Source organism: Leptotrichia trevisanii DSM 22070 (assembly GCF_000482505.1).
In the GTDB taxonomy this organism is placed as follows: domain Bacteria; phylum Fusobacteriota; class Fusobacteriia; order Fusobacteriales; family Leptotrichiaceae; genus Leptotrichia; species Leptotrichia trevisanii.
This window is the reverse complement of sequence record NZ_KI519443.1, coordinates 85,315-104,490: the sequence shown is the minus strand read 5'-3', so window position 1 is coordinate 104,490 and position 19,176 is coordinate 85,315. Positions and strand designations below refer to the sequence as shown.

Genomic DNA, 19,176 nt, shown 5'->3' with positions numbered 1-19,176 from the left:
AAGTATTGTTTTAGGAGATTGGCTATGAAGAAGGTTAGAGTTACAATTTCGGATTTTATGAATGAGATTATAAAAAGTGATTCGGAGTATTTTAAGATGCCTGTGGGAAGGATAGGAAACATAATTTTTAAATATTATATGGACAAAAATTTGAATAAAGTGGAATTGGAAAATTTTTCGGGGAAAGTGTTACAGTTTAACTTGAATAAAAATAATGATGAAATTTTTATGGATACTTTTGTTAGAAGTAGAGTTGAAACTGAAGCCGAATATTGGAGAAATATAATTTTTACATATATTAATAATTTACGATATAGACGTGAAGAAATATTATTTGAAAAGATTTTTAGGAAAATTAAGGAAGGAATGCAGGGAAAAAGAAAGATAAAAATAAAATATCACAAATATATAAGGCTAGTAAATCCGTATTTTGTAAAAGTGGCAGATGATGAAAACAGATCTTACCTGTTCTGCTACTGTGAAAAGAATAATGATTATAGGAATTACAGAATTTCAGAAATAGAAGAAGTATGGTTTACAAATGAAAATATTGAAATAAAAGATAAAGAATATATTGATAATGTATATAAAAATTTTGATCCATTTCTATCGTATAAAAACACAGTTAAAGTTGAATTTACAGAAAAAGGAGTGGAACTTTATGAAAAAGTTTTGACAAACAGGCCTAGACTTTTAAATAAGAAGGATGGGATTTATATCTTTGAATGTGATAACAAACTTGCATTGGTATATTTTGCACAATTTTTTTCAAATGTAAAAATTTTAGAACCAATTGAATTGAGAAAAAGATTAAAAAGTGAACTTAAAAGGACAATAGAAATATATGAAACTGAGGAGGAAAAAAATGTTTAGATTAAGAGGGAGCAGAAGAAGAAAAACTGAGGAAATTATCAAAAAATTTTTAAAAAGTTATGCTCAAAATAAGAATAGTGAAAATAAAAAAGATTTGAGAAGCTGGTTAATTTATGAATTACAAAATGAACTAGTGGTAAAGAAGCCAGAGGAAATAGAAAAAATAGCTGATGAACTTATGAAAGGAGTTGAAATTTATTTTGATAAGAAAAAGGAAGTGGAAAAATATCAAAAAGTTGGGATAAATAGCAGTGATTATGTGGGAGATGTGATACTGGATAAAATTTCGGAAGATGTAATAAATGCGGAAGTTGTGGATAGACAGCAAATTATTAGAGATATGAAAGAAAGTAGTGAAATTTTAGCAAATTACAATGAGGCAATGATATATGAAGCGGCTGCAATAAATAATCCACAAGTAGTGGCAAACACATTAAGTGCAGCTAAAGCAAATGTTTATGTTGATAATGTAAATTTAACTATAGGCAAGTCAAATGAGGAAATTTTGTCAGCACTTACAACTAAAACTGGAGAAATAAGTCAAAACCCTAATTTAGATGGATTTATATTTGAAGAACGTCACGCTGGAACATTCAATATAGATGCGGCAGTTAAAGAAAAAAACTACTATGCAAAGGCACTAAAGCCAGAAATAGGCGAAACTTATGGAAAAAATTCGATTGATATGACAATAGAAGATTCTGGCAGGATTGTAAGAAAATATCAGGCAAAAGCCTATAAAAATGCCAATGAAACTGCAAAATCATTTTACGACAGACAGCAAGGCTACAAATATAAATTTCAGTCAAAATTAGTTCCGTCAGATCAGGCTGGAGATATCCCAAATTCAGTAGATAAGCTGAAATTTGGAGAAGTGGAAAGTAAAAATATAAGCAAGGAAGAAATAAAAAATATTCAGGAAAAATACCAGTCTGGCGACAAAGAAGCAGTGAAATTCAGTTTTGAAAAAGATGTAGACGCTCTTGCAATAAGTAAACAGATAGGAAAACAGGCTGTAATCAATGGAACTATGGGAGTTGGTATTGGAATGGCTTTAGATGTTGGAACAAAACTTGTTTCTGGAGAAGAAGTGGAAGTTGCTGAAGTAATTGAGGCTGGAGTGAAGACTGGGACTTCAATGGGACTTTCAACAGCAGTTGCTGGGGGAATAAGGGTTGCAGTTGAAAAGAATGTTGTGCCGAAAGTTTTTGCTGGAGTTTTAGCAAATAATAATGCAGTTGGAGCAGTTGCGGCATCTTCAATGGATATTATAGGAACGGCGTTTAAATTAGGTTCAGGTGAAATAAGTCTAGGAGAAGCTACAAAAAGGGTAGGAACATCAGTAGGTTCTGCTTATGGAGCGATAGTTGCATCAAATGCTGGTTTTATAGGTGGATTGGCAATGGCTGGAGCAATTGGGCTGGGAGCGTTGGGAGTTGCTGGAGCAGTTGTTGGTGGAGCGGTAGCACTTGCGGCAGGAGCAGTATGTGGAATAGTTGGAAGTAAAGTTGGCGGAGCGATAGCCAAAGGAGTGGGAACTATTGCAAAACCTGTAATTGATGGATCAACTGAAATAGTAAAAAAAGGGACAGAGGCAGTAAAAAGCGTTGCAAAAGGAGCATGGGAAGGAGTGAAAGCAGTAGGAACAGCAGTAGCCTCAGGTGTAAAAGCGGTAGGAAGTGCCTTAAGTTCAGCAGTTGGAGCAGTGGGAAGTTTTATTGGAGGACTATTTGGATGGTAAAAATAATAATATCATTTTAAAATTGAAGTTAAAAAATTCTAATTATACTTTGTAATGTTAGGTTTATTTAATTTTTATCAGTTTAATTTTAGATGAGTTCGAGCATATTTATAAAGAAATGAAATAAATAAAAAATCAGGAGGAAAAATGGAAACAAATTTATCAAAGTATTTAAGGGCAAGAAGACCTATAATTTGGGTACACAGTGGAGATTACAAGGAAGTTGACACAATTGTAACAGAAGCGACTAAAGAATATAAAAATAAGGCGATTTTTGAATATAGGGCCTTTGGAGCTGTAAATTTTGAAACCAAGGTTAAAAGTGATGAAGTTGCAGATTTGTATAGCTTTTTAAATATTCTTTTTTCGGTTGGTTTTAAAACAAATGTATTTTTATTGATAAAAAATACGGAAGAAGAAATGAAAGAGGCACGAAATATTGCTTTTATTAAAAAAATAGCTGAAAAAATGTATAATGATATAAATTATAATTTTAATATAATAATTGTTGATGAAGATGTAAATGTACCAAAAGGATTAGAAAAATTTACAAGTATAATTGATATTGAAACTATGGATGAAACAACAATTAATCAATATATTCAAGATTTTGCTCAAAAAAATAATGCTCGAATATATTGGGATGATTTGGGAGATTTGTCAATTTCTTTAAAAGGTTTAACCAAGTTAGATTTGGATCATATTTTAAATATGATATTAGAAGAAAATTATGGAGCTATTTCAAAAGGTGCTAATCAAATAATCATTCGTGAAAAGGGGCAAATAATTAAAAAGTCTTCAATTTTGGAAATTATTGATTTTAAGGAAAAAATAGAAGAAATTGGTGGGCTTGAAGGGTTGAAAGAATGGCTAAGCTCTAAGGCACAAGTATTTAGAAGACTGGATGAAGCCAAGAAATTTGGAGTGGATACGCCAAAAGGAGTACTGCTTGTAGGAATGCCGGGCTGTGGTAAAAGTTTGGCAGCAAAAGCAAGTGCAAGATTGTTTAATGTTCCATTATTAAGACTGGATATAGGAAGACTTTTGGGAAAATACGTTGGTGAATCGGAGCATAATATGAGAATCGCACTAAAAACAGCCGAATCAATAAGTCCGTGCATTTTATGGATAGATGAAATAGAAAAAGCCTTTGCAGGAATAGATCAAAACGGTGGAGCAAGCGACATAACAAAACGTCTATTTGGACAATTTTTAACTTGGTTACAGGAAAAAGAAAACACAGTATTCGTAGTAGCAACAGCCAACGATATAACAGCCTTCCCGCCAGAATTTCTAAGAAAAGGACGATTTGATGAAGTATTTTTTATAGATTTTCCTAACGAGGAAGAAAGAGAAAGAATATTTGAAATTCACCTTGAAAAAAGAGGAAAAATGTCAGACGACATAAACTTGAAAGAACTGGCAGAAGAAACAGAAGGCTACTGTGGTGCTGATATAGAAGAAATCGTTAAAAACGCAGTTGAAAATAAATTTATATTAGAAACTGAAAATAAAGAAGAAAAGAAAATCACAACAAATAATTTATTAGAAGCAACTAAAAGTATAGATTCTTTATCGAATATTTTATCTGATAAAATAGATGTTTTGAAAAAGAGCTATAAAAAATTCAAAATAAAATCAGCTTCTCAAAAAATAAAAAATGGTAAAAGAATAGCTGGAAGACCGACATTCAAAGATATGGTTATAGTAAATGGAGGAAAATACACGCCATCATTCTTTAATGAAGAAAGAGAAGTTTGCAATTTAGAAGTTTGTAAATATCAGACAACACAAGATATGTGGATGGAAGTAATGGAGAATAATCCATCAGAATTTAAAGGTGGAAGACGTCCAGTTGAAAACGTATCTTGGTGGGATGCTTTGGAATTTTGTAATAAATTGAGTGAGAAACATGGATTAAAACCAGTTTATGACTTGAGCCGAAAAGAAGAAGGTATATTAAGAATACATCAATCAAATGGCAAAATAGAATACCCAAATGTAGCAGATTTTAGAAAAACTGAAGGATTTAGATTGCCAACAGAAGTTGAATGGGAATGGTTTGCAAGAGGTGGAGAAATTGCAATACAAGATGGGACATTTAATTATGAGTATTCAGGCAGTAATAATATAGATGAAGTTTCTTGGAATGATGGTAATTCAGAAAATCGTACTCATGATGTAGGAACAAAGAAACCAAATCAATTAGGGATTTGCGATTGTAGTGGAAATATTTGGGAGTGGTGTTATGATATATCTAGTGATGCATATATACCTGAAAAAACACCATACAGGTATGAGGAAAGTGTATCAAACCATAGATTAAAAGGAGGGTCTTTTCGTAGTGATACAAAGAATTGTAATATATTTAATTGTGGTAGAGATGAATTTATTTCTGAAAGAGTATGGAGGGATGGAGAATGGGTTTGGTTCTATCGTACCAGCTTTCGTATTGTTAGAACAATTTAGTTTTTATGATTTTTCATTTTTTTAGGTTTTGAAATAGGGAACTTTTGGTTGGAAGAGAAAGAAAATAAAGGAAGTGTAGGATTGAGGAGGTTTTGGGATTTATTAAAAAAAGTTTAAAAATGTGGTTGACAAAAAGTAACAAAAGTGTTATAAATAATATGTGGATCGTACTATATCAATGATTTCTTAAATAGAAGTCGATATAGGCTGAAATTATAATTTAAATTAATATTAAGGCTCTCTGTTTAGAGGGCTTTTCTGATATTTTGGAAAGGAGATTTTTGTGGATCAGCCATTTAAAAGGTTCAAAGAACAGGAAATAATTATATCAAGCAGAATGAGCATTGATAAAGATACAATTTCTATTTTGAAAAGATTTAATTACTATTCTATTATAAATTTTTATAAAGCTCCTTTTTTAGAAAAAAATAAAAATTTGAGAGGAAAAGATAAATACATTGAAAATTTTAAATTTAAATATTTAAAAAGTCTTCATGATTTTGATAGGGAATTGAGAATTTTATTTTTTGATAATTTGACATTGCTTGAAAGTTTTTTCAAAACAGCTATTTCATATTATTTTTCTGAAACAAACGGAATTTTGAAAAAAAATTCGTATCTTCTTTTAGAGAATTACAATACTGGAAAGAAAAATTCAAATATTCTTAAAATTTCAATGGTGGTGAATACGTTGAAAAAGATAAAAAAAGATAATGAAAAAATGATAATAAGACATTATAACACTACAAAAGATAATATTCCTTTTTGGATTATAATTCACTATTTAACTTTTGGAGATATTAGCAAACTATATTCTTGTTTACATAAAAATGTATATGATAAAATTTGCGATCATTTTAAAAATTTGTATAAAGAAGAATATGGCAATCTTCCAAATATAACTCATTCATTTGTAAGAACTTATTTAGTTGCTAGCTCTCATTTTAGAAATGTTGCTGCCCATAACGAAAGGTTATACGAATTTTCTTCGAGAGAAACTGTTAATATAAAAAGAGTTAGTGATATGACATCAAACAGAAATCAAAAGCTCTTTACGATTTATGCTTGACTTTTTATAGTTAGTCTTTCTAAAGAAGAATTTGATGCACTAACAGAAAAATTAAAATTAATTATCAAAACTTTGGAAGATAAATTAGAAAATATTGTAAATATAAATGATATTTTATCGAGAATGGATTTTCCAAATGATTGGCATAAAAATTAACTTTTGTCAAAAAATAAAGAATGTAGTTGACAAAATATTTAACGTATATTATAATTTATTTACATTAAAGCCTTATTTATTTAAGGAAAGAATGGTAATAAAAGATTAAGAGCCTTATTCATTAAGGATTACCGAAGGTATATCCAAAAGATATGCCTATTTTTTTTATAAAATGTCAAGGACAAGAAATGGAAAAAAATTTCAAAATTTCCTTGCAAAATAAAAATAAATATGATAAACTGTTTTAGTAATTAAATTAGAAGTAGAAACATTGTTTCTCACCTTTCCATCAATATATTTAGATTTTGGATTGATTTTCCAAATAGAAATAGAATAATGAGTTCTATTTCAGGATGAGTTGGGTATTAGTTATTTGATATGTTATAATGAAATAAGTATGTTTGTTATACTAATTTTGTTATAGGATTTATTTATATGATAACTATTGAGCAAGGTTTCTTATATCTTGTTTTTTTATTGTAAAAAAATTAGGAGGTGTTTTTTATAAGAGGAAATAACCGATCTGATGAGCCAAGAATGAATGAGCGAATTAGGGCAAGAGAAATTAGAGTTGTTGGTGATGATGGAGAACAGTTTGGAGTAATGTCGGCTAGAGATGCATTGGCACTTGCGGCAGAAAAAGAACTGGACTTAGTTGAGATTTCACCAAATGCAACACCGCCTGTATGCAAAATTATGGACTATGGAAAATTCAAGTATGAGAAAACGAAGAAAGACAAGGAAAATAAGAAAAAGCAAAAAAATGTCGTTGTTAAAGAGATTAGAATCAAGCCTCATATTGACGAACATGATAAGGAAACAAAAATTTCTCAGATTGAAAAATTTATAGCCAAGGAGCATAAGGTAAAAGTCAGCTTAAGACTTACAGGTAGAGAAAGATTGCACGCAGAATCTGCTATTAAAGTATTAGACGAATTTGCAAGCCATTTTGAAGAAACTGCAACAGTTGAGAAAAAATATGGAAAAGAACAGGTTCAAAAATTTATTTTATTATCGCCTAAAAAATAAAGGCAAAATTTAAAAAAGTGAAAAGTGATTTAGGAGGAAAGAAAATGCCAAAAATGAAAACACATAAAGGAACAAAAAAAAGAGTTAAAGTTACAGGAAGTGGAAAAATTTCTTTAAGACACTCAGGAAAGAGCCATATCTTAACTAAAAAAACTCATAAAAGAAAAAAACGTCTAGGACAAGACGCAATCGCTCCAAAAGGTGCTGAAAGAAAAATCAAAAAAGTATTGGCTGGACAAGAAGGAAGATAGTTCTGGCAATTGTTTTAAAATTATTTTGAAAAAAGCAATTTAACAAAATTTATAACTTTTATTTAAAAGTAAAATAAAAAAAGCAGTTTAAAACAAGAATCAACAGCTTTTTATTTAAAAAATTAAAAATTGACAAAAGTTAGTTCTAAATATAAGTATAAAGAACAGAAAACGGCTAAAATATCAAGGAGGAAAGAATATGCCAAGAGTAAAAACAGGAATAGTTAGAAGAAAAAGACATAAAAAAGTTTTAAAAGAAGCAAAAGGTTATAGAGGAGCCATAAAAACAAATTATAAAAAGGCTAATGAAGCAGTTAAAAAAGCTATGGCTTACGCAACTGAACATAGAAAATTGAAAAAAAGAAAAATGCGTGAATTATGGATTATCAGAATTAACGCTGCTGCAAGATTAAATGGAATTTCTTATTCAAGATTAATGAACGGACTTAAAAAAGCTGGAATTGAACTTGACAGAAAAGTTTTAGCAGACTTAGCATTAAATAATCCTGCTGAATTTGCAAAATTAGTAGAAAAAGTTAAATAGAAATAAATAACAAATCAATACTCAAATGGTAATTTTTAATAAAATAAGCTATTTGAGTATTTTTAAAATTAGAAGATTATATATCGTATTTTTTTACAATAAAAGTTAAAATAATTCAAATAATTGATATTTATGATACAAAGAAACACAGTTTCTTTTATTTTAATAAAATTTTGCTTGAAAAATATTTCAAAGAATAATTATATAAAAAATTTTTTAATTATAAATGTTTTAAATAAAAACTGTAATATTAAAATTTAAGATATTTAATAATTGTAATTAAAAATGAATTAGATTTGATTAGAAAAGGCTATACTTATAAACCTTGTAAAATAGATAAATTGTGGATTATGAGATAGCCCTTTTTATATAGGGAAATTAAATAAATAATGTTTTTTTGGGCTATCTCATAAAATGGTCTTTTATTCAAAAAAACAAATTTCCCTATACAGCCAAATGATTGTTAATTATTAATTAACTTTTCTTTGACAGTATTATTATAACACGGAAGTTAAAAAAGTCAATAGTGTAAATTAAATAATTTTAAATTTTTTTTGAAATTTTTCAAAAATATATATTTTTAATTCTTGAGATAGGATTTAAATGAATTTAAATTATGCTTGAAATTGTTGAAAATTGAGGTAAAATAGAATTTGAGAAAAAATATTTAATTTTTGTGTATTTGTTTTTAAATAGGTGTTGCAAAAAAATTAATGATGGAGGAAAACTGATGACAAGAGATGTTGAATTTGGAATAAAAAAACAGTTGATTACGAAAGAAGAAATTCAGAAAAAAGTAAGGGAATTAGGAGAAAAAATTACAGAGGATTTTAAAAATGAAAGTGAGCCTTTGATAGTTGTTGGGCTTTTGAAAGGATCGATTGTGTTTATGGCGGATTTGATTAGAGAGATAAGATTACCACTTGAAATTGACTTTATTGAGGCTTCAAGTTATGGGGAAGGAACTCAAAGTTCCAGGGAAGTTAAGATTTTGAAGGATTTGAGAAGTACAATCAGTGGGAAAAATGTACTGGTTGTGGAAGATATTATTGATTCAGGATTTACATTAAAAAAAATATTGCAGCTTTTAGGAAGTAGAAACCCTAAGAAAGTGTCATTGTGTACGCTTTTAGACAAGCCTGAAAGAAGAGAAATGGAAGTTGACGTGCAGTATATTGGTTTTGAAATTCCAAATGAATTTGTTGTGGGATATGGACTTGATTTTAATGAAAATTATAGAAATCTTGAATATGTAGGGGTTGCTGAGCCATCAGTATTTGAATAAGGAGAAAATTTGAAAAGAAAAAAAGAGAAATATCAGAAAAAAAATAAAAATTTTGAAAATGAAAATCATAAGGCTAAAAAAAAATATGGACAGAATTTTTTAAATGATAGCAATTTGTCGGATAAAATTTTGGATGTGGCGAATATTGATGAGGAAACAGAAGTTCTGGAAATAGGGCCGGGATTGGGATTTTTGACGGAAAAGCTGATTGAAAATTCTAAATTTTTGACTGCTTTTGAGATAGATGATGATTTGATACCGTTTTTGACTAAGAAATTTGAGAAAAAAGAAAATTTTAAATTGATTCATCAGGATTTTATGGAAGCAGATTTAGAAAAATTTTTTGAAAATAAACAAAATGTGAAAGTTGTGGCAAATATTCCATACTACATAACTTCGCCAATTATTAACAAATTGCTCGAATACCGTGAAAATATTGATGAAATTTATTTGATGGTGCAAAAGGAAGTGGCAGAGCGGATTGCTTCACAGCCTCACAGTAAAAATATGAGTCTTCTTACACACGCAGTTCAATTTTATGCCGAAGCCGAATATTTGTTCACTGTCCCAAAGGAAAAATTTGATCCTGTTCCGAAAGTTGATTCAGCATTTTTAGGAATAAAGATTTTGAAAGATAAAAGATATGAAAGCCAGATTTCAGAAGAAAAATATTTTAAATATTTGAAAGAAGCCTTTTCAAACAAACGAAAGAGTATTGCTAATAATTTGACAAAATTAGGATTTTCCAAAGATGCAGTTGGAACTGCACTAGAAAAAGTTGGAAAGACGAGACTCGCACGGACTGAGGAATTTTCTGTTCAGGAATTTATTGATTTTATTGGGATTTTGGAAAAGTAAATTAATGGTAATTTTATTTTATAGTAATTATAGTTTAAAATAAGAGCAGAAGATTAGTTAAGAATTTAAGTGAATTGAATAAATTTGTAAATAAATAGGCTTGGAATTATAATACTCCAAGCCATTCTCTTTTTTCTAGAATTTCTATTTCGATATCTTTTTGCTGTAATGTTTTGATTGTTTTGTCCATATCGTCTAAAAGATATGAATTTGTGAGGATTTTTATTAATCCGTTCTGGTTGTCAAGTGTTCTTACATTTCCTAAACCATCGTAGGCTTCTATGATTTTATTGATAAAGTCAATGTGTTCTTTTTTTGTTTGAATAATGTATTCCCAGCTTTTTATTTGCTTTTCTTTAGTTTCCATATTTTATTTTTTACCTTTCTTTTTAGAATTTGTCTAAATATGAGTATTTTCCGTCAGAGTCTTTCCAGCCTAATATTTTTTCTAAATTTACATTTTGTGTTGACTGAACTATACGTTTTTTTATGTCTGGATTGCTTTTTACAAGCTGTGCGATTAATTCCTTTGTTTCACGTCGTTTGCTTGAAGTCTTTTCGGCGGCTACTGTACAGCCACAGTTCATTGGCAAAATTCCGTTATTTCGTACCCATTTTATAATTGCTTTTTCTTCAACGTAGAATAATGGACGGATTAATTCTATTTCAAAATTATCGGACTTTAATTTTGGTAGCATTGTTTCAAATTTTCCCATATAAAACATGCTCATTAGAGTAGTTTCGATAACATCGTCAAAATGATGCCCAAGTGCCAGTTTGTTACACCCAAGTGAAGTTGCTTTTGTGTAAAGGCTTCCACGCCGCATTTTGGCACACATGTAGCAGGGATAGTCTTTTGCAATTTTTTCTGCAATTTCAAAAATATTATCGTTATAAATTTCGCACGGAATATTCAGATGTTTCAGATTTTTTTTCAAATTATTTAAATTGGCAGGATTAAATCCAGGATTCATTGAAATGAATACCAGTTCAAAATTAGTTCTGCTGGCTCTTTTCAGCTCCTGAAACAGTTTTGAAAGCAAAAGACTGTCTTTTCCGCCAGAAATGGCAACTGCGATTCTATCTCCATCCTTTACCATCTCAAATTCTTTTAAAGCTTTTACAAAAGGTGTCCAAAGTGCTGAACGGTATTTTTTCTGAATACTTTTTTCAATAGTTTCCAATGGTTGAAGCGGAACAGATGGCAAAATCGTTTCACAGACTGCACTTCCAAGAGAAGTGGAAGCAATCTTGCCAGCATTTAGTTGTTCCTTATCCATTGTATTTTCATTATCGGAATAGCTTTCAATATTTTCTAAATTCATTATCTGCACCTCCTTTTAAATTTTGATTTTATTTATTTTTGTTTCAATATTTTTAATTTCTTTGAGATAATCTTTTTCAACTTTACTTAAAGTTTTTGATTGATATTTCTTATATTCATTTTCTACTTTTTTTATCATTTGAGTGTGTGAAACTTCTCCATTTCCTGAAAGCAAATTTTCTCCAGAAGCTGTAAGGATTTTATCTACATGATTTACCCAGTCCTGCATTGTCATTGATATTTCTTTTTCTGCCTGTCTTTCTGCAAAGTCTAAATATCCCGAAACTAATTGATTCAACCCTTTAAGTTCTTTTTCTGTCAAATAATTTTTAGCGATCTTGGCTTCATTAAGAGTAGGGAGCTCCCCTTTAAATGTCGAAAGCCCCATAAATGATTTTTCACTATCAACACGATTATAAATTAATTCACTTGCTGTGTGGCTGTGTATGGCAAAGTGCATTTTATTTTGAACAGTAGCGAAAAAATGTTTCGCTTCTTCACTTTTAGGATTGTAGTCAATACTTGTGGAAAATAAATCTAAAATTTGGCGATAAAAAACTTTTTCACTTGAACGAATATCTCGGATTCTGTCTAACAGTTCTTTGAAATAATTTCCACCGCCTAAATTTTTAAGTTTTTCGTCATCTATAGCAAATCCTTTGACAAGATACTCTTTTAAAATTGTTGTTGCATAATTCCTGAACTGCATTCCTCTAGGTGAACGTACACGATAACCTATGGCTAATATCATATCAAGGTTATAGTAGGCAACTTTTTTTGTCTGAGTTTTACCTTTAATTGCTCCGTGTTGAGTGGTAGTCAACTGATAGTTTACAACCACTTCCCTGTTTAATTCTCTGTCTTCAAAAATAGCTTTTATATGTTTGCTTATATTTTGTTTAGTTGTGTCAAAGAGTTCGGCTATTTCAGACTGGCTTAGCCAAACCATGCCGTTTTCCAGGCGTAAACTTATCTGGGCCTTTCCGTCTTCTGTATTATAAATAATTATTTCGTTATTCATGTCAGCTGCTCCCCCTTTTAAAATTTTTAACGTTTAATATGCGTAAATTACTTTGGAATCGGAATAAAAATTAAATAATTTGGATTCTGGTTCAAAATAATTTTATCATAAATAGACTGTACCAAGTTTTTGGGGGATTGTCAAGAAAAAAGGTGTATGCTTTTTTTAATGAAATTTGGTTTAAATTTAAAGAAATATTTTATTTTAGTAAAAAAATATAGCTATTTTTATAAAAAAATATTAAAAAAAACAGGTTTTTTTGAAAAAGATATTGTATTTTTTTATTAAATTTGATAAAATAAAGAATAATAAGTTTTTTAAAACTTTTATTTGCAATGAACTAAGTATAAATTTGTTATTTAAATAAATTTGAATTGTAATAAACTGCATTATAGTTAGACTGCTTGTAAAAAATTACTATAAAGTTAAACATAAAAATTTGAAGTGCTTTATTAATTTAATGCTGAATTTTAAAAGTTATTCGATTTGTAAGTTTGATTTTATGTGATTTTTAATAAGAGAGTTGAGAAATTGTTTTGATAAAAGTTTGAAAAAACGTAATAATATGGATATTTAATAAAAAACTATCTAATCTTAAAATGAAATCACTAATCATAATTAGAATTTTAATTTGTTAAATATGAAAAAATTTAGTTGAGAAGGAGTGAGAATCAAAATGACGAATAATCTTAGACAAGTTTCACAGGATTTAAGAGCATTTGCAAAGAGAACAAAAGATTTTAAGTATACAGATTCTGCATTAATCACGTTTTTAATGACAGGAATGGTATCAATCACAAGCAATTTATTTTCTGCAACTACAGATAAAAGCATAGAAAATCAGAAACAGGAAATTTCATCTTCAATAAAAGGTATGCATCAAAAAGTTAAGGAAACAAGACGTGAAAATGACAAATTACTAAAAAACACAAATCTTGAACTTATTCAATTAATGGAACAAGGAGATCATGTTGTAAAATCACCTTGGAGCAGCTGGCAATATGGTATAAATTACTTCAATAATAACTGGAACGGAACTTATAAAGGTAAAGGGGATAAAAAGGCGAAATATCCTTATGAAGGAATATTTCAAAGAAGTTTAAATGTTTATGAAAGAACTATATCTCCAGATAGTGATAAATACTCATTGTTTTCAAAAACAAGAAATCCAAAATCAGCTACAGGTTTATCAGGTAATTATGGAATAGCGAGTACAAAGCCAGTAAAAGAACCAATCGTAGGATTTGAAGTAAATGCGGGAATAACGCCAAGGCAAGTACAAAAAGGTGCGATAACTATTCCAGCAAAACAAGCAACAACACCGCAAACACCAACACCGGTTAATTTTAGCCCAGTAGCACCAAATGTACCAACGATAAATACTGTTCCTGTAAATATAACAGCAGTGGCATTAAACGCTTTTTGGAATGCTCAAGAACAAACAGTGTTGGCCAGAAATTTAACTACTGTTTCTGATGGAGTATACAATTTAACAGGAGCTAATGATGAGGCATGGTGTAAAACTCATCCAACCCCTTATTGTGGAGCAAATGGTGATAATCCTAATTATAAAGCACATGCAATATTAGAGATAACTAAAGCAGGTAATTATGGTATAGGGACAGGTGTTACATTTAATGTAAATGCTTCAGGTGAAAGAGCATTATCTTTTGATCCCATAGAAAGTAGTTCAGGAGAAAGTAAATTTACTAATGAGGGGAAAATTAATTTAAATGCTACAAATACAGCAGGAATGGAACTAACAACACAAGAAAATGGTGTAAATGTAACAGGTATAAATAAAGGTACAATAAAAGGGGAGTTTGATAGACAATCAGCTTTTACATTTACTCAGGAACAAAATCCTACAGGAATATATACAGCAATAAATGAAACAGGTGGAACCATCAATTTAACAGGAAACACTTCAACGGGATTTGGTTTTTATGTAAAAAGTCCAGGATGGGTTGTAAAAGCTATAAATAAAGGTAATGTTACTATGGCTGGTAATACTAGCTACGGTATAGGGCTAAGTACGAAAGCTACACTGCCTGGTGGAGGAACTGCAAATAATAATGTAGCAGCAGGTTCAGTATTTCAAAATGCATCAGGTGGAATAATGAACATCAGTGGAGATAATTCAGGAGGAATAGCGGTACAAAAACAAGCTGATCCTAGTCGTGCCTTGACAGTTGAAAATTCCGGTGGTGGAACCATAAATGTAAGTGGAGAAAATTCTTTTGGGATGTATTCGGAATTACATCAAAATGTTACAAATGCAGGAGATATAAATATAACAGGTTCAAAAAATAATTCGATTGGACTTAGAAATAATAATATTGATAATGATGCAAACAGTAGTATGACAAATACAGGTAATATAAACATTTCAAGTACAGGTAATACAAATATAGGACTTTATACAAGTAATGGAACGGTTATAAATACAGGTAAAGTAAATGTAACAGCTGGGAAAAATGTTGGTATGGTTGTTTATGGTACTGGAAAAGGGAAAAATGAAAGTGGTGCAGAAATTAATGTCACTTCTTCTGATGTTTCACAAGGAGTTGTAACTAAAGGAACGGGTTCATTTACAAATAAAGGTAAGATAACCCTTAACAGTGCTGGAAACGGTTCAGTTGGAGTTATAGTTGGAAATGCGACTCCAATGGAAAGTGGAACTTTAGATAGTACAAATGGAGAAATTGATATAACTGTAACGGGTAATAAATCTATAGGAACTTTTTCAAATGGTAATTTAACATTAGGAAAAACAAATGTTGTTGCTAATGATGGATCCGTAAACTTTTTTGAAGGAAAAAATACTTCATCAACTACTACATTTGCGGCAGGTAAAAATTCAACTGCTAAAACTGGACAAGGTTCATTGTTATTTTATTCAGATGGCGGAAAATTCAATATAGCTGGTAAATTGACTGCTGATGTTGCAGGAGGTAGTGATGTTAATAGTAGAGGAACTGCATTTTACTATACTGCCCCTTCACATTATGCTTCATTTAATTCAGGAGATATAACTACTTGGGCAAATAATATCTTTAATGGAAGTTTAAAGAATTTAACATTGAATATGAATAAAGGTTCAAGGTTATTTGTAGCTTCAGATGTAGGAATGAATTTATCTGATACAACAGGAGATTCTGTTTCAAAAGCTACAGGAGCAAATATACAAGGTGCAGGTTATAAAACGTTTATGTTGTACAAAAGTAAACTTACTATAAATCAAAATGTAAATCTTGATGATGATAATGATGCACTTAATCAGCTTGAAATTGCAAATTCTTCTATAGATAATAATAACAGTCAAACAATAACAGGAACTAAAACTGGATTGGTAGCACTTGCACAGGAAAACAAAGCACATACAAATAGAGCTGATGTTACAATAAATAACTATGGTACAGTTAATTTGTCAGGAGCAAAGTCAACCGGTATGTATGCTAAATATGGAATATTGAATAATGATACTACAGGAAAAATCACAATGGGAGATTCTTCAACTGCAATATATGGGAAAGACGATTCAATAGTTACTAATAAAGGTGCAGTTACAATAGGCTCAAACTCAACAGGACTATACTCGGAAGATACTGATCAGGCAATTACAAATGATGGAACAATTACAAGTTCAGGTAATAATTCTATTGGAGTATCGTATAAACCTAAAGCAATTTCAGCAGCTGGAACAGATATGTTAAAAAATACAGGTACGATTACAATGACAGGAGATAAAAATGTAGGGTTGTATGCTACAGAAGGTGCAGCTGCTACATATAATGTGTTAAATGCAGGAACAATTACAATGGGAGATTCTGCTTCATTATCAAATCCTAATGTTGCAATTTATACTGACAATGCAAATCATACATTAACAAATGGAGGAACTGTTACTGTAGGTAAAAACTCAATTGGATTATATGGTTATACATCAAATAACTCAGGTAATGTTACTGTTGGAAATGGTGGAATTGGAATTTATTCTCAAGGTGGAAATGTAAACTTAACTGGAGGAACAATTACAACGGGTTCTAATGAGGCAGTGGGAGTTTATACTGTTGGAAGTGGACAAAATATTACAAACAATGGAACGACATTTAATTTGGGTGATAACTCATTTGGATTTGTGAATGTAGGTAGTGGAAATACAATAACTTCAACTATTTCAAATATAGGACTTGGAAACAACAGTGTATATGTTTATTCAAACGACACTAAAGGAACAGTAACAAATAATACTGCTATCTCTTCAACTGGAAACCAAAACTACGGACTTTATTCAGCTGGAACTGTAAATAATAATGCAACCATTAATTTGTCAAATGGTAAAGGAAATGTTGGAATATATAGTGTTGGTGGAGGAACTGCAACAAATAATTCTTCGATAATTGTAGGGGAATCAGATTCAAAAAATAATTTATTTTCAATCGGTATGGGTGCAGGGTACGGTACAACAGATCGTGGAACTATAATAAATAAAGGTACAATTACTGTAAATGGTAAAGACAGTATAGGGATGTATGCAAGTGGCTCAGGAAGTCAGGCTATAAATGATGCAGGATCGACTATAACATTAAATGCAGACAATACCACAGGTATTTATGCTGATAATGGAGCTACTGCAATTAATAGAGGTACAATTACAACTTCGGGTTCACATTCAAAAGTAGTTGGAGTGTATCTAGGTAAAGGTGCAACACTTAATAATACTGGTACAATTCATATTGATTCAGATAATGGAACAGGTATTTATCTAAAAGGTGGAATAGTAGCAAATTATGGAACTATAACAGTGGCTGGAGGAGCGAAAAGAGAAGCAGAATTTACAACACCTCCAACAGGTAAAGAAGTTGGTGGAGTGTCAATTGATGCACCTGCAGGAGCAACAAGTGCCACAATTACTGTAAATGGAGTACCTCAAACACCAACAGTAGTAAATACAACAGGTAAAAATCCAATAACAGTGTCAGCTTCGAGTATTGGGTTATATATAAATACTTCAGGGGTAAATATTACAAAATCAATAGATGGATTGAATAAATTAACAAACAAGGCGGATTTAATTGTTGGTACAGAAGCTACAGAAGTGACAAATAGCAAATATATTTTGGTAAATGATCCTAATATAATAAATCCATATAAACAAGCTATGTTGCAAAATAATAATATAAAATGGAATATTTACTCAGGTTCATTAACATGGATGGCTACACCAACATTAGATCGTTCAAATGGTTCGATAAACAGTCTATATATGGCTAAAATACCGTATACAGCTTGGGCAGGGCGAGAAAGTACACCAGTAAACAGTGCAGACACATACCACTTTACGGATGGGCTTGAACAAAGATACGGAGTCAAGGCTTTAGGAACTAGAGAACGTTTATTATTCCAAAAACTAAATGGAATAGGAAACAACGAGGAAGTATTGCTGTATCAGGCATTCGATGAAATGATGGGACATCAATATGGAAATCTTCAACAAAGAATCAACGCAACTGGAAACTTGCTGGACAAAGAGTTCAGATACTTAAAACACGACTGGAGAAATCCATCTAAACAAAACAACAAGATTAAAGTGTTCGGTATGAGAGATGAATACAACACTGATACTGCAGGAATTATTAACTACACAAGCAATGCCTACGGTGTGGCTTACGTTCATGAGGATGAAAAAATCAAGATGGGTAACTCAAGCGGATGGTATGCAGGAGCCGTAACAAACAGATTCAAGTTCAAGGACATCGGAAAATCAAAAGAAAATCAGACAATACTTAAAGCAGGAGTGTTCAAGACAATGTCGCCGAAGAAGGATTATAACGGGGCATTGCAATGGACAATTGGTGGAGATGTATTTGTAGGTATTAATGACATGAAACGTAGATATTTGGTTGTGGATGACGTATTCCAGGCTAAATCTGATTATCATTCTTATGGTGCTGCTTTGAAAACTGATTTAGGATATGATGTAAGATTGAGTGAGAGAACACATTTCCGTCCATATGGAGCCTTGAAGATGGAATATGGAAGATTTAACGACATCAAGGAAGACAGAGGGGAAATGAGACTGGAAGTAAAAGGGAACGACTACTTCTCAGTTAAGCCAGAAGTTGGAATGGAATTCAAATATGTGCAACCGTTAGCAGTAAGAACAAACTTGACAGTGGGACTTACAGCTGCCTATGAGAATGAGTTAGGAAAAGTTGGAGATGTGAACAACAGAGGAAGAGTAAGATACACGACAGCTGACTGGTTCGGAATCAGAGGGGAAAAGGATGACAGAAAAGGAAACGGTAAGTTTGACTTGAACATTGGAGTTGACAACACAAGATTTGGAGTAACAGTAAATGGAGGATATGATACCAAAGGTAAGAATGTAAGGGCAGGTATTGGATTTAGAGCTATTTACTAGAACGAAGAATTGGAAAGAAAGAGAAGAACTCTAACAAATAGAGATTCAATAGATGTTTGAGTTAAGGACTTGAAGAAAGAAAAAAATAAAAGGCAGTGGAACTTAGGTTTTGTTGTCTTTTTTTGTTGG

The 19,176-nt window shown here is 30.9% G+C and carries 13 protein-coding genes; 10 read left to right on the top strand and 3 right to left on the bottom strand.

The genetic code is table 11. The features are described 5' to 3' along the window. The first annotated feature begins 24 nt into the window (after positions 1-24). The 9 genes from K324_RS0110130 (at position 25) to rsmA (ending at position 10,275) form a co-directional block, all read left to right on the top strand. Positions 25-873: a WYL domain-containing protein gene (locus K324_RS0110130; protein WP_026749014.1), complete on the top strand. Its 849-nt coding sequence runs from the start codon at positions 25-27 to the stop codon at positions 871-873. Then, a complete protein-coding gene (locus K324_RS0110125) occupies positions 866-2,614 on the top strand; it encodes a hypothetical protein (RefSeq protein WP_026749013.1) in 1,749 nt (582 codons plus the stop codon). The genes K324_RS0110130 and K324_RS0110125 overlap by 8 nt, the downstream gene beginning before the upstream one ends. A gap of 147 nt (positions 2,615-2,761) precedes the next feature. Further along, entirely contained in the window at positions 2,762-5,083 is a 2,322-nt protein-coding gene (locus K324_RS0110120; protein WP_026749012.1) for an AAA family ATPase, read from the top strand. Between the two features lie 283 nt (positions 5,084-5,366). Continuing rightward, a complete protein-coding gene (locus K324_RS14840) occupies positions 5,367-6,152 on the top strand; it encodes an Abi family protein (protein ID WP_232056171.1) in 786 nt (261 codons plus the stop codon). Positions 6,153-6,803: 651 nt separating this feature from the next. Further along, positions 6,804-7,337 carry a translation initiation factor IF-3 gene (infC, locus tag K324_RS0110105; protein WP_026749011.1) on the top strand — a complete coding sequence of 178 codons (534 nt, stop codon included), beginning with the start codon at positions 6,804-6,806 and terminating at the stop codon, positions 7,335-7,337. 44 nt (positions 7,338-7,381) lie between these two features. Next, positions 7,382-7,588 (top strand): 50S ribosomal protein L35, encoded by a 207-nt coding sequence (rpmI, locus tag K324_RS0110100; protein ID WP_026749010.1) that lies wholly within the window; start codon positions 7,382-7,384, stop codon positions 7,586-7,588. A 199-nt stretch (positions 7,589-7,787) separates the two neighbouring features. Next, positions 7,788-8,132: a 50S ribosomal protein L20 gene (gene rplT, locus K324_RS0110095; protein WP_015769536.1), complete on the top strand. Its 345-nt coding sequence runs from the start codon at positions 7,788-7,790 to the stop codon at positions 8,130-8,132. A 730-nt stretch (positions 8,133-8,862) separates the two neighbouring features. After that, positions 8,863-9,417 (top strand): hypoxanthine phosphoribosyltransferase, encoded by a 555-nt coding sequence (hpt, locus tag K324_RS0110090; RefSeq protein ID WP_026749009.1) that lies wholly within the window; start codon positions 8,863-8,865, stop codon positions 9,415-9,417. A gap of 9 nt (positions 9,418-9,426) precedes the next feature. Next, positions 9,427-10,275 carry a 16S rRNA (adenine(1518)-N(6)/adenine(1519)-N(6))-dimethyltransferase RsmA gene (gene rsmA, locus K324_RS0110085; RefSeq protein ID WP_026749008.1) on the top strand — a complete coding sequence of 283 codons (849 nt, stop codon included), beginning with the start codon at positions 9,427-9,429 and terminating at the stop codon, positions 10,273-10,275. 106 nt (positions 10,276-10,381) lie between these two features. Here rsmA and K324_RS0110080 read toward each other — a convergent pair whose 3' ends face one another. Genes K324_RS0110080 through K324_RS0110070 form a run of 3 tightly spaced genes read right to left on the bottom strand, consistent with a single transcriptional unit; the run spans position 10,382 to position 12,620 of the window. Continuing rightward, entirely contained in the window at positions 10,382-10,642 is a 261-nt protein-coding gene (locus tag K324_RS0110080; protein WP_026749007.1) for a DUF4911 domain-containing protein, read from the bottom strand. A 22-nt stretch (positions 10,643-10,664) separates the two neighbouring features. Then, entirely contained in the window at positions 10,665-11,600 is a 936-nt protein-coding gene (locus K324_RS0110075) for a tRNA 2-thiocytidine biosynthesis TtcA family protein (protein ID WP_155282707.1), read from the bottom strand. Between the two features lie 15 nt (positions 11,601-11,615). Beyond that, positions 11,616-12,620, bottom strand: coding sequence for a virulence RhuM family protein (locus K324_RS0110070; protein WP_026749005.1), 1,005 nt, complete (start codon positions 12,618-12,620; stop codon positions 11,616-11,618). A 676-nt stretch (positions 12,621-13,296) separates the two neighbouring features. Here K324_RS0110070 and K324_RS0110060 point away from each other — a divergent pair. Beyond that, positions 13,297-19,047, top strand: coding sequence for an autotransporter-associated N-terminal domain-containing protein (locus K324_RS0110060; protein WP_026749004.1), 5,751 nt, complete (start codon positions 13,297-13,299; stop codon positions 19,045-19,047). The last annotated feature ends 129 nt before the right edge of the window (positions 19,048-19,176 follow it).

Excerpts from the sequence above, each read along its gene's own strand:
- K324_RS0110130 (WP_026749014.1), top strand. The coding sequence starts at position 25 with ATGAAGAAGGTTAGAGTTACAATTTCGGATTTTATGAATGAGATTATA.
- K324_RS0110125 (WP_026749013.1), top strand. The coding sequence starts at position 866 with ATGTTTAGATTAAGAGGGAGCAGAAGAAGAAAAACTGAGGAAATTATC.
- K324_RS0110120 (WP_026749012.1), top strand. The coding sequence starts at position 2,762 with ATGGAAACAAATTTATCAAAGTATTTAAGGGCAAGAAGACCTATAATT.
- rpmI (WP_026749010.1), top strand. The coding sequence starts at position 7,382 with ATGCCAAAAATGAAAACACATAAAGGAACAAAAAAAAGAGTTAAAGTT.
- rplT (WP_015769536.1), top strand. The coding sequence starts at position 7,788 with ATGCCAAGAGTAAAAACAGGAATAGTTAGAAGAAAAAGACATAAAAAA.
- hpt (WP_026749009.1), top strand. The coding sequence starts at position 8,863 with ATGACAAGAGATGTTGAATTTGGAATAAAAAAACAGTTGATTACGAAA.
- K324_RS0110080 (WP_026749007.1), bottom strand. The coding sequence starts at position 10,642 with ATGGAAACTAAAGAAAAGCAAATAAAAAGCTGGGAATACATTATTCAA.
- K324_RS0110075 (WP_155282707.1), bottom strand. The coding sequence starts at position 11,600 with ATGAATTTAGAAAATATTGAAAGCTATTCCGATAATGAAAATACAATG.
- K324_RS0110070 (WP_026749005.1), bottom strand. The coding sequence starts at position 12,620 with ATGAATAACGAAATAATTATTTATAATACAGAAGACGGAAAGGCCCAG.
- K324_RS0110060 (WP_026749004.1), top strand. The coding sequence starts at position 13,297 with ATGACGAATAATCTTAGACAAGTTTCACAGGATTTAAGAGCATTTGCA.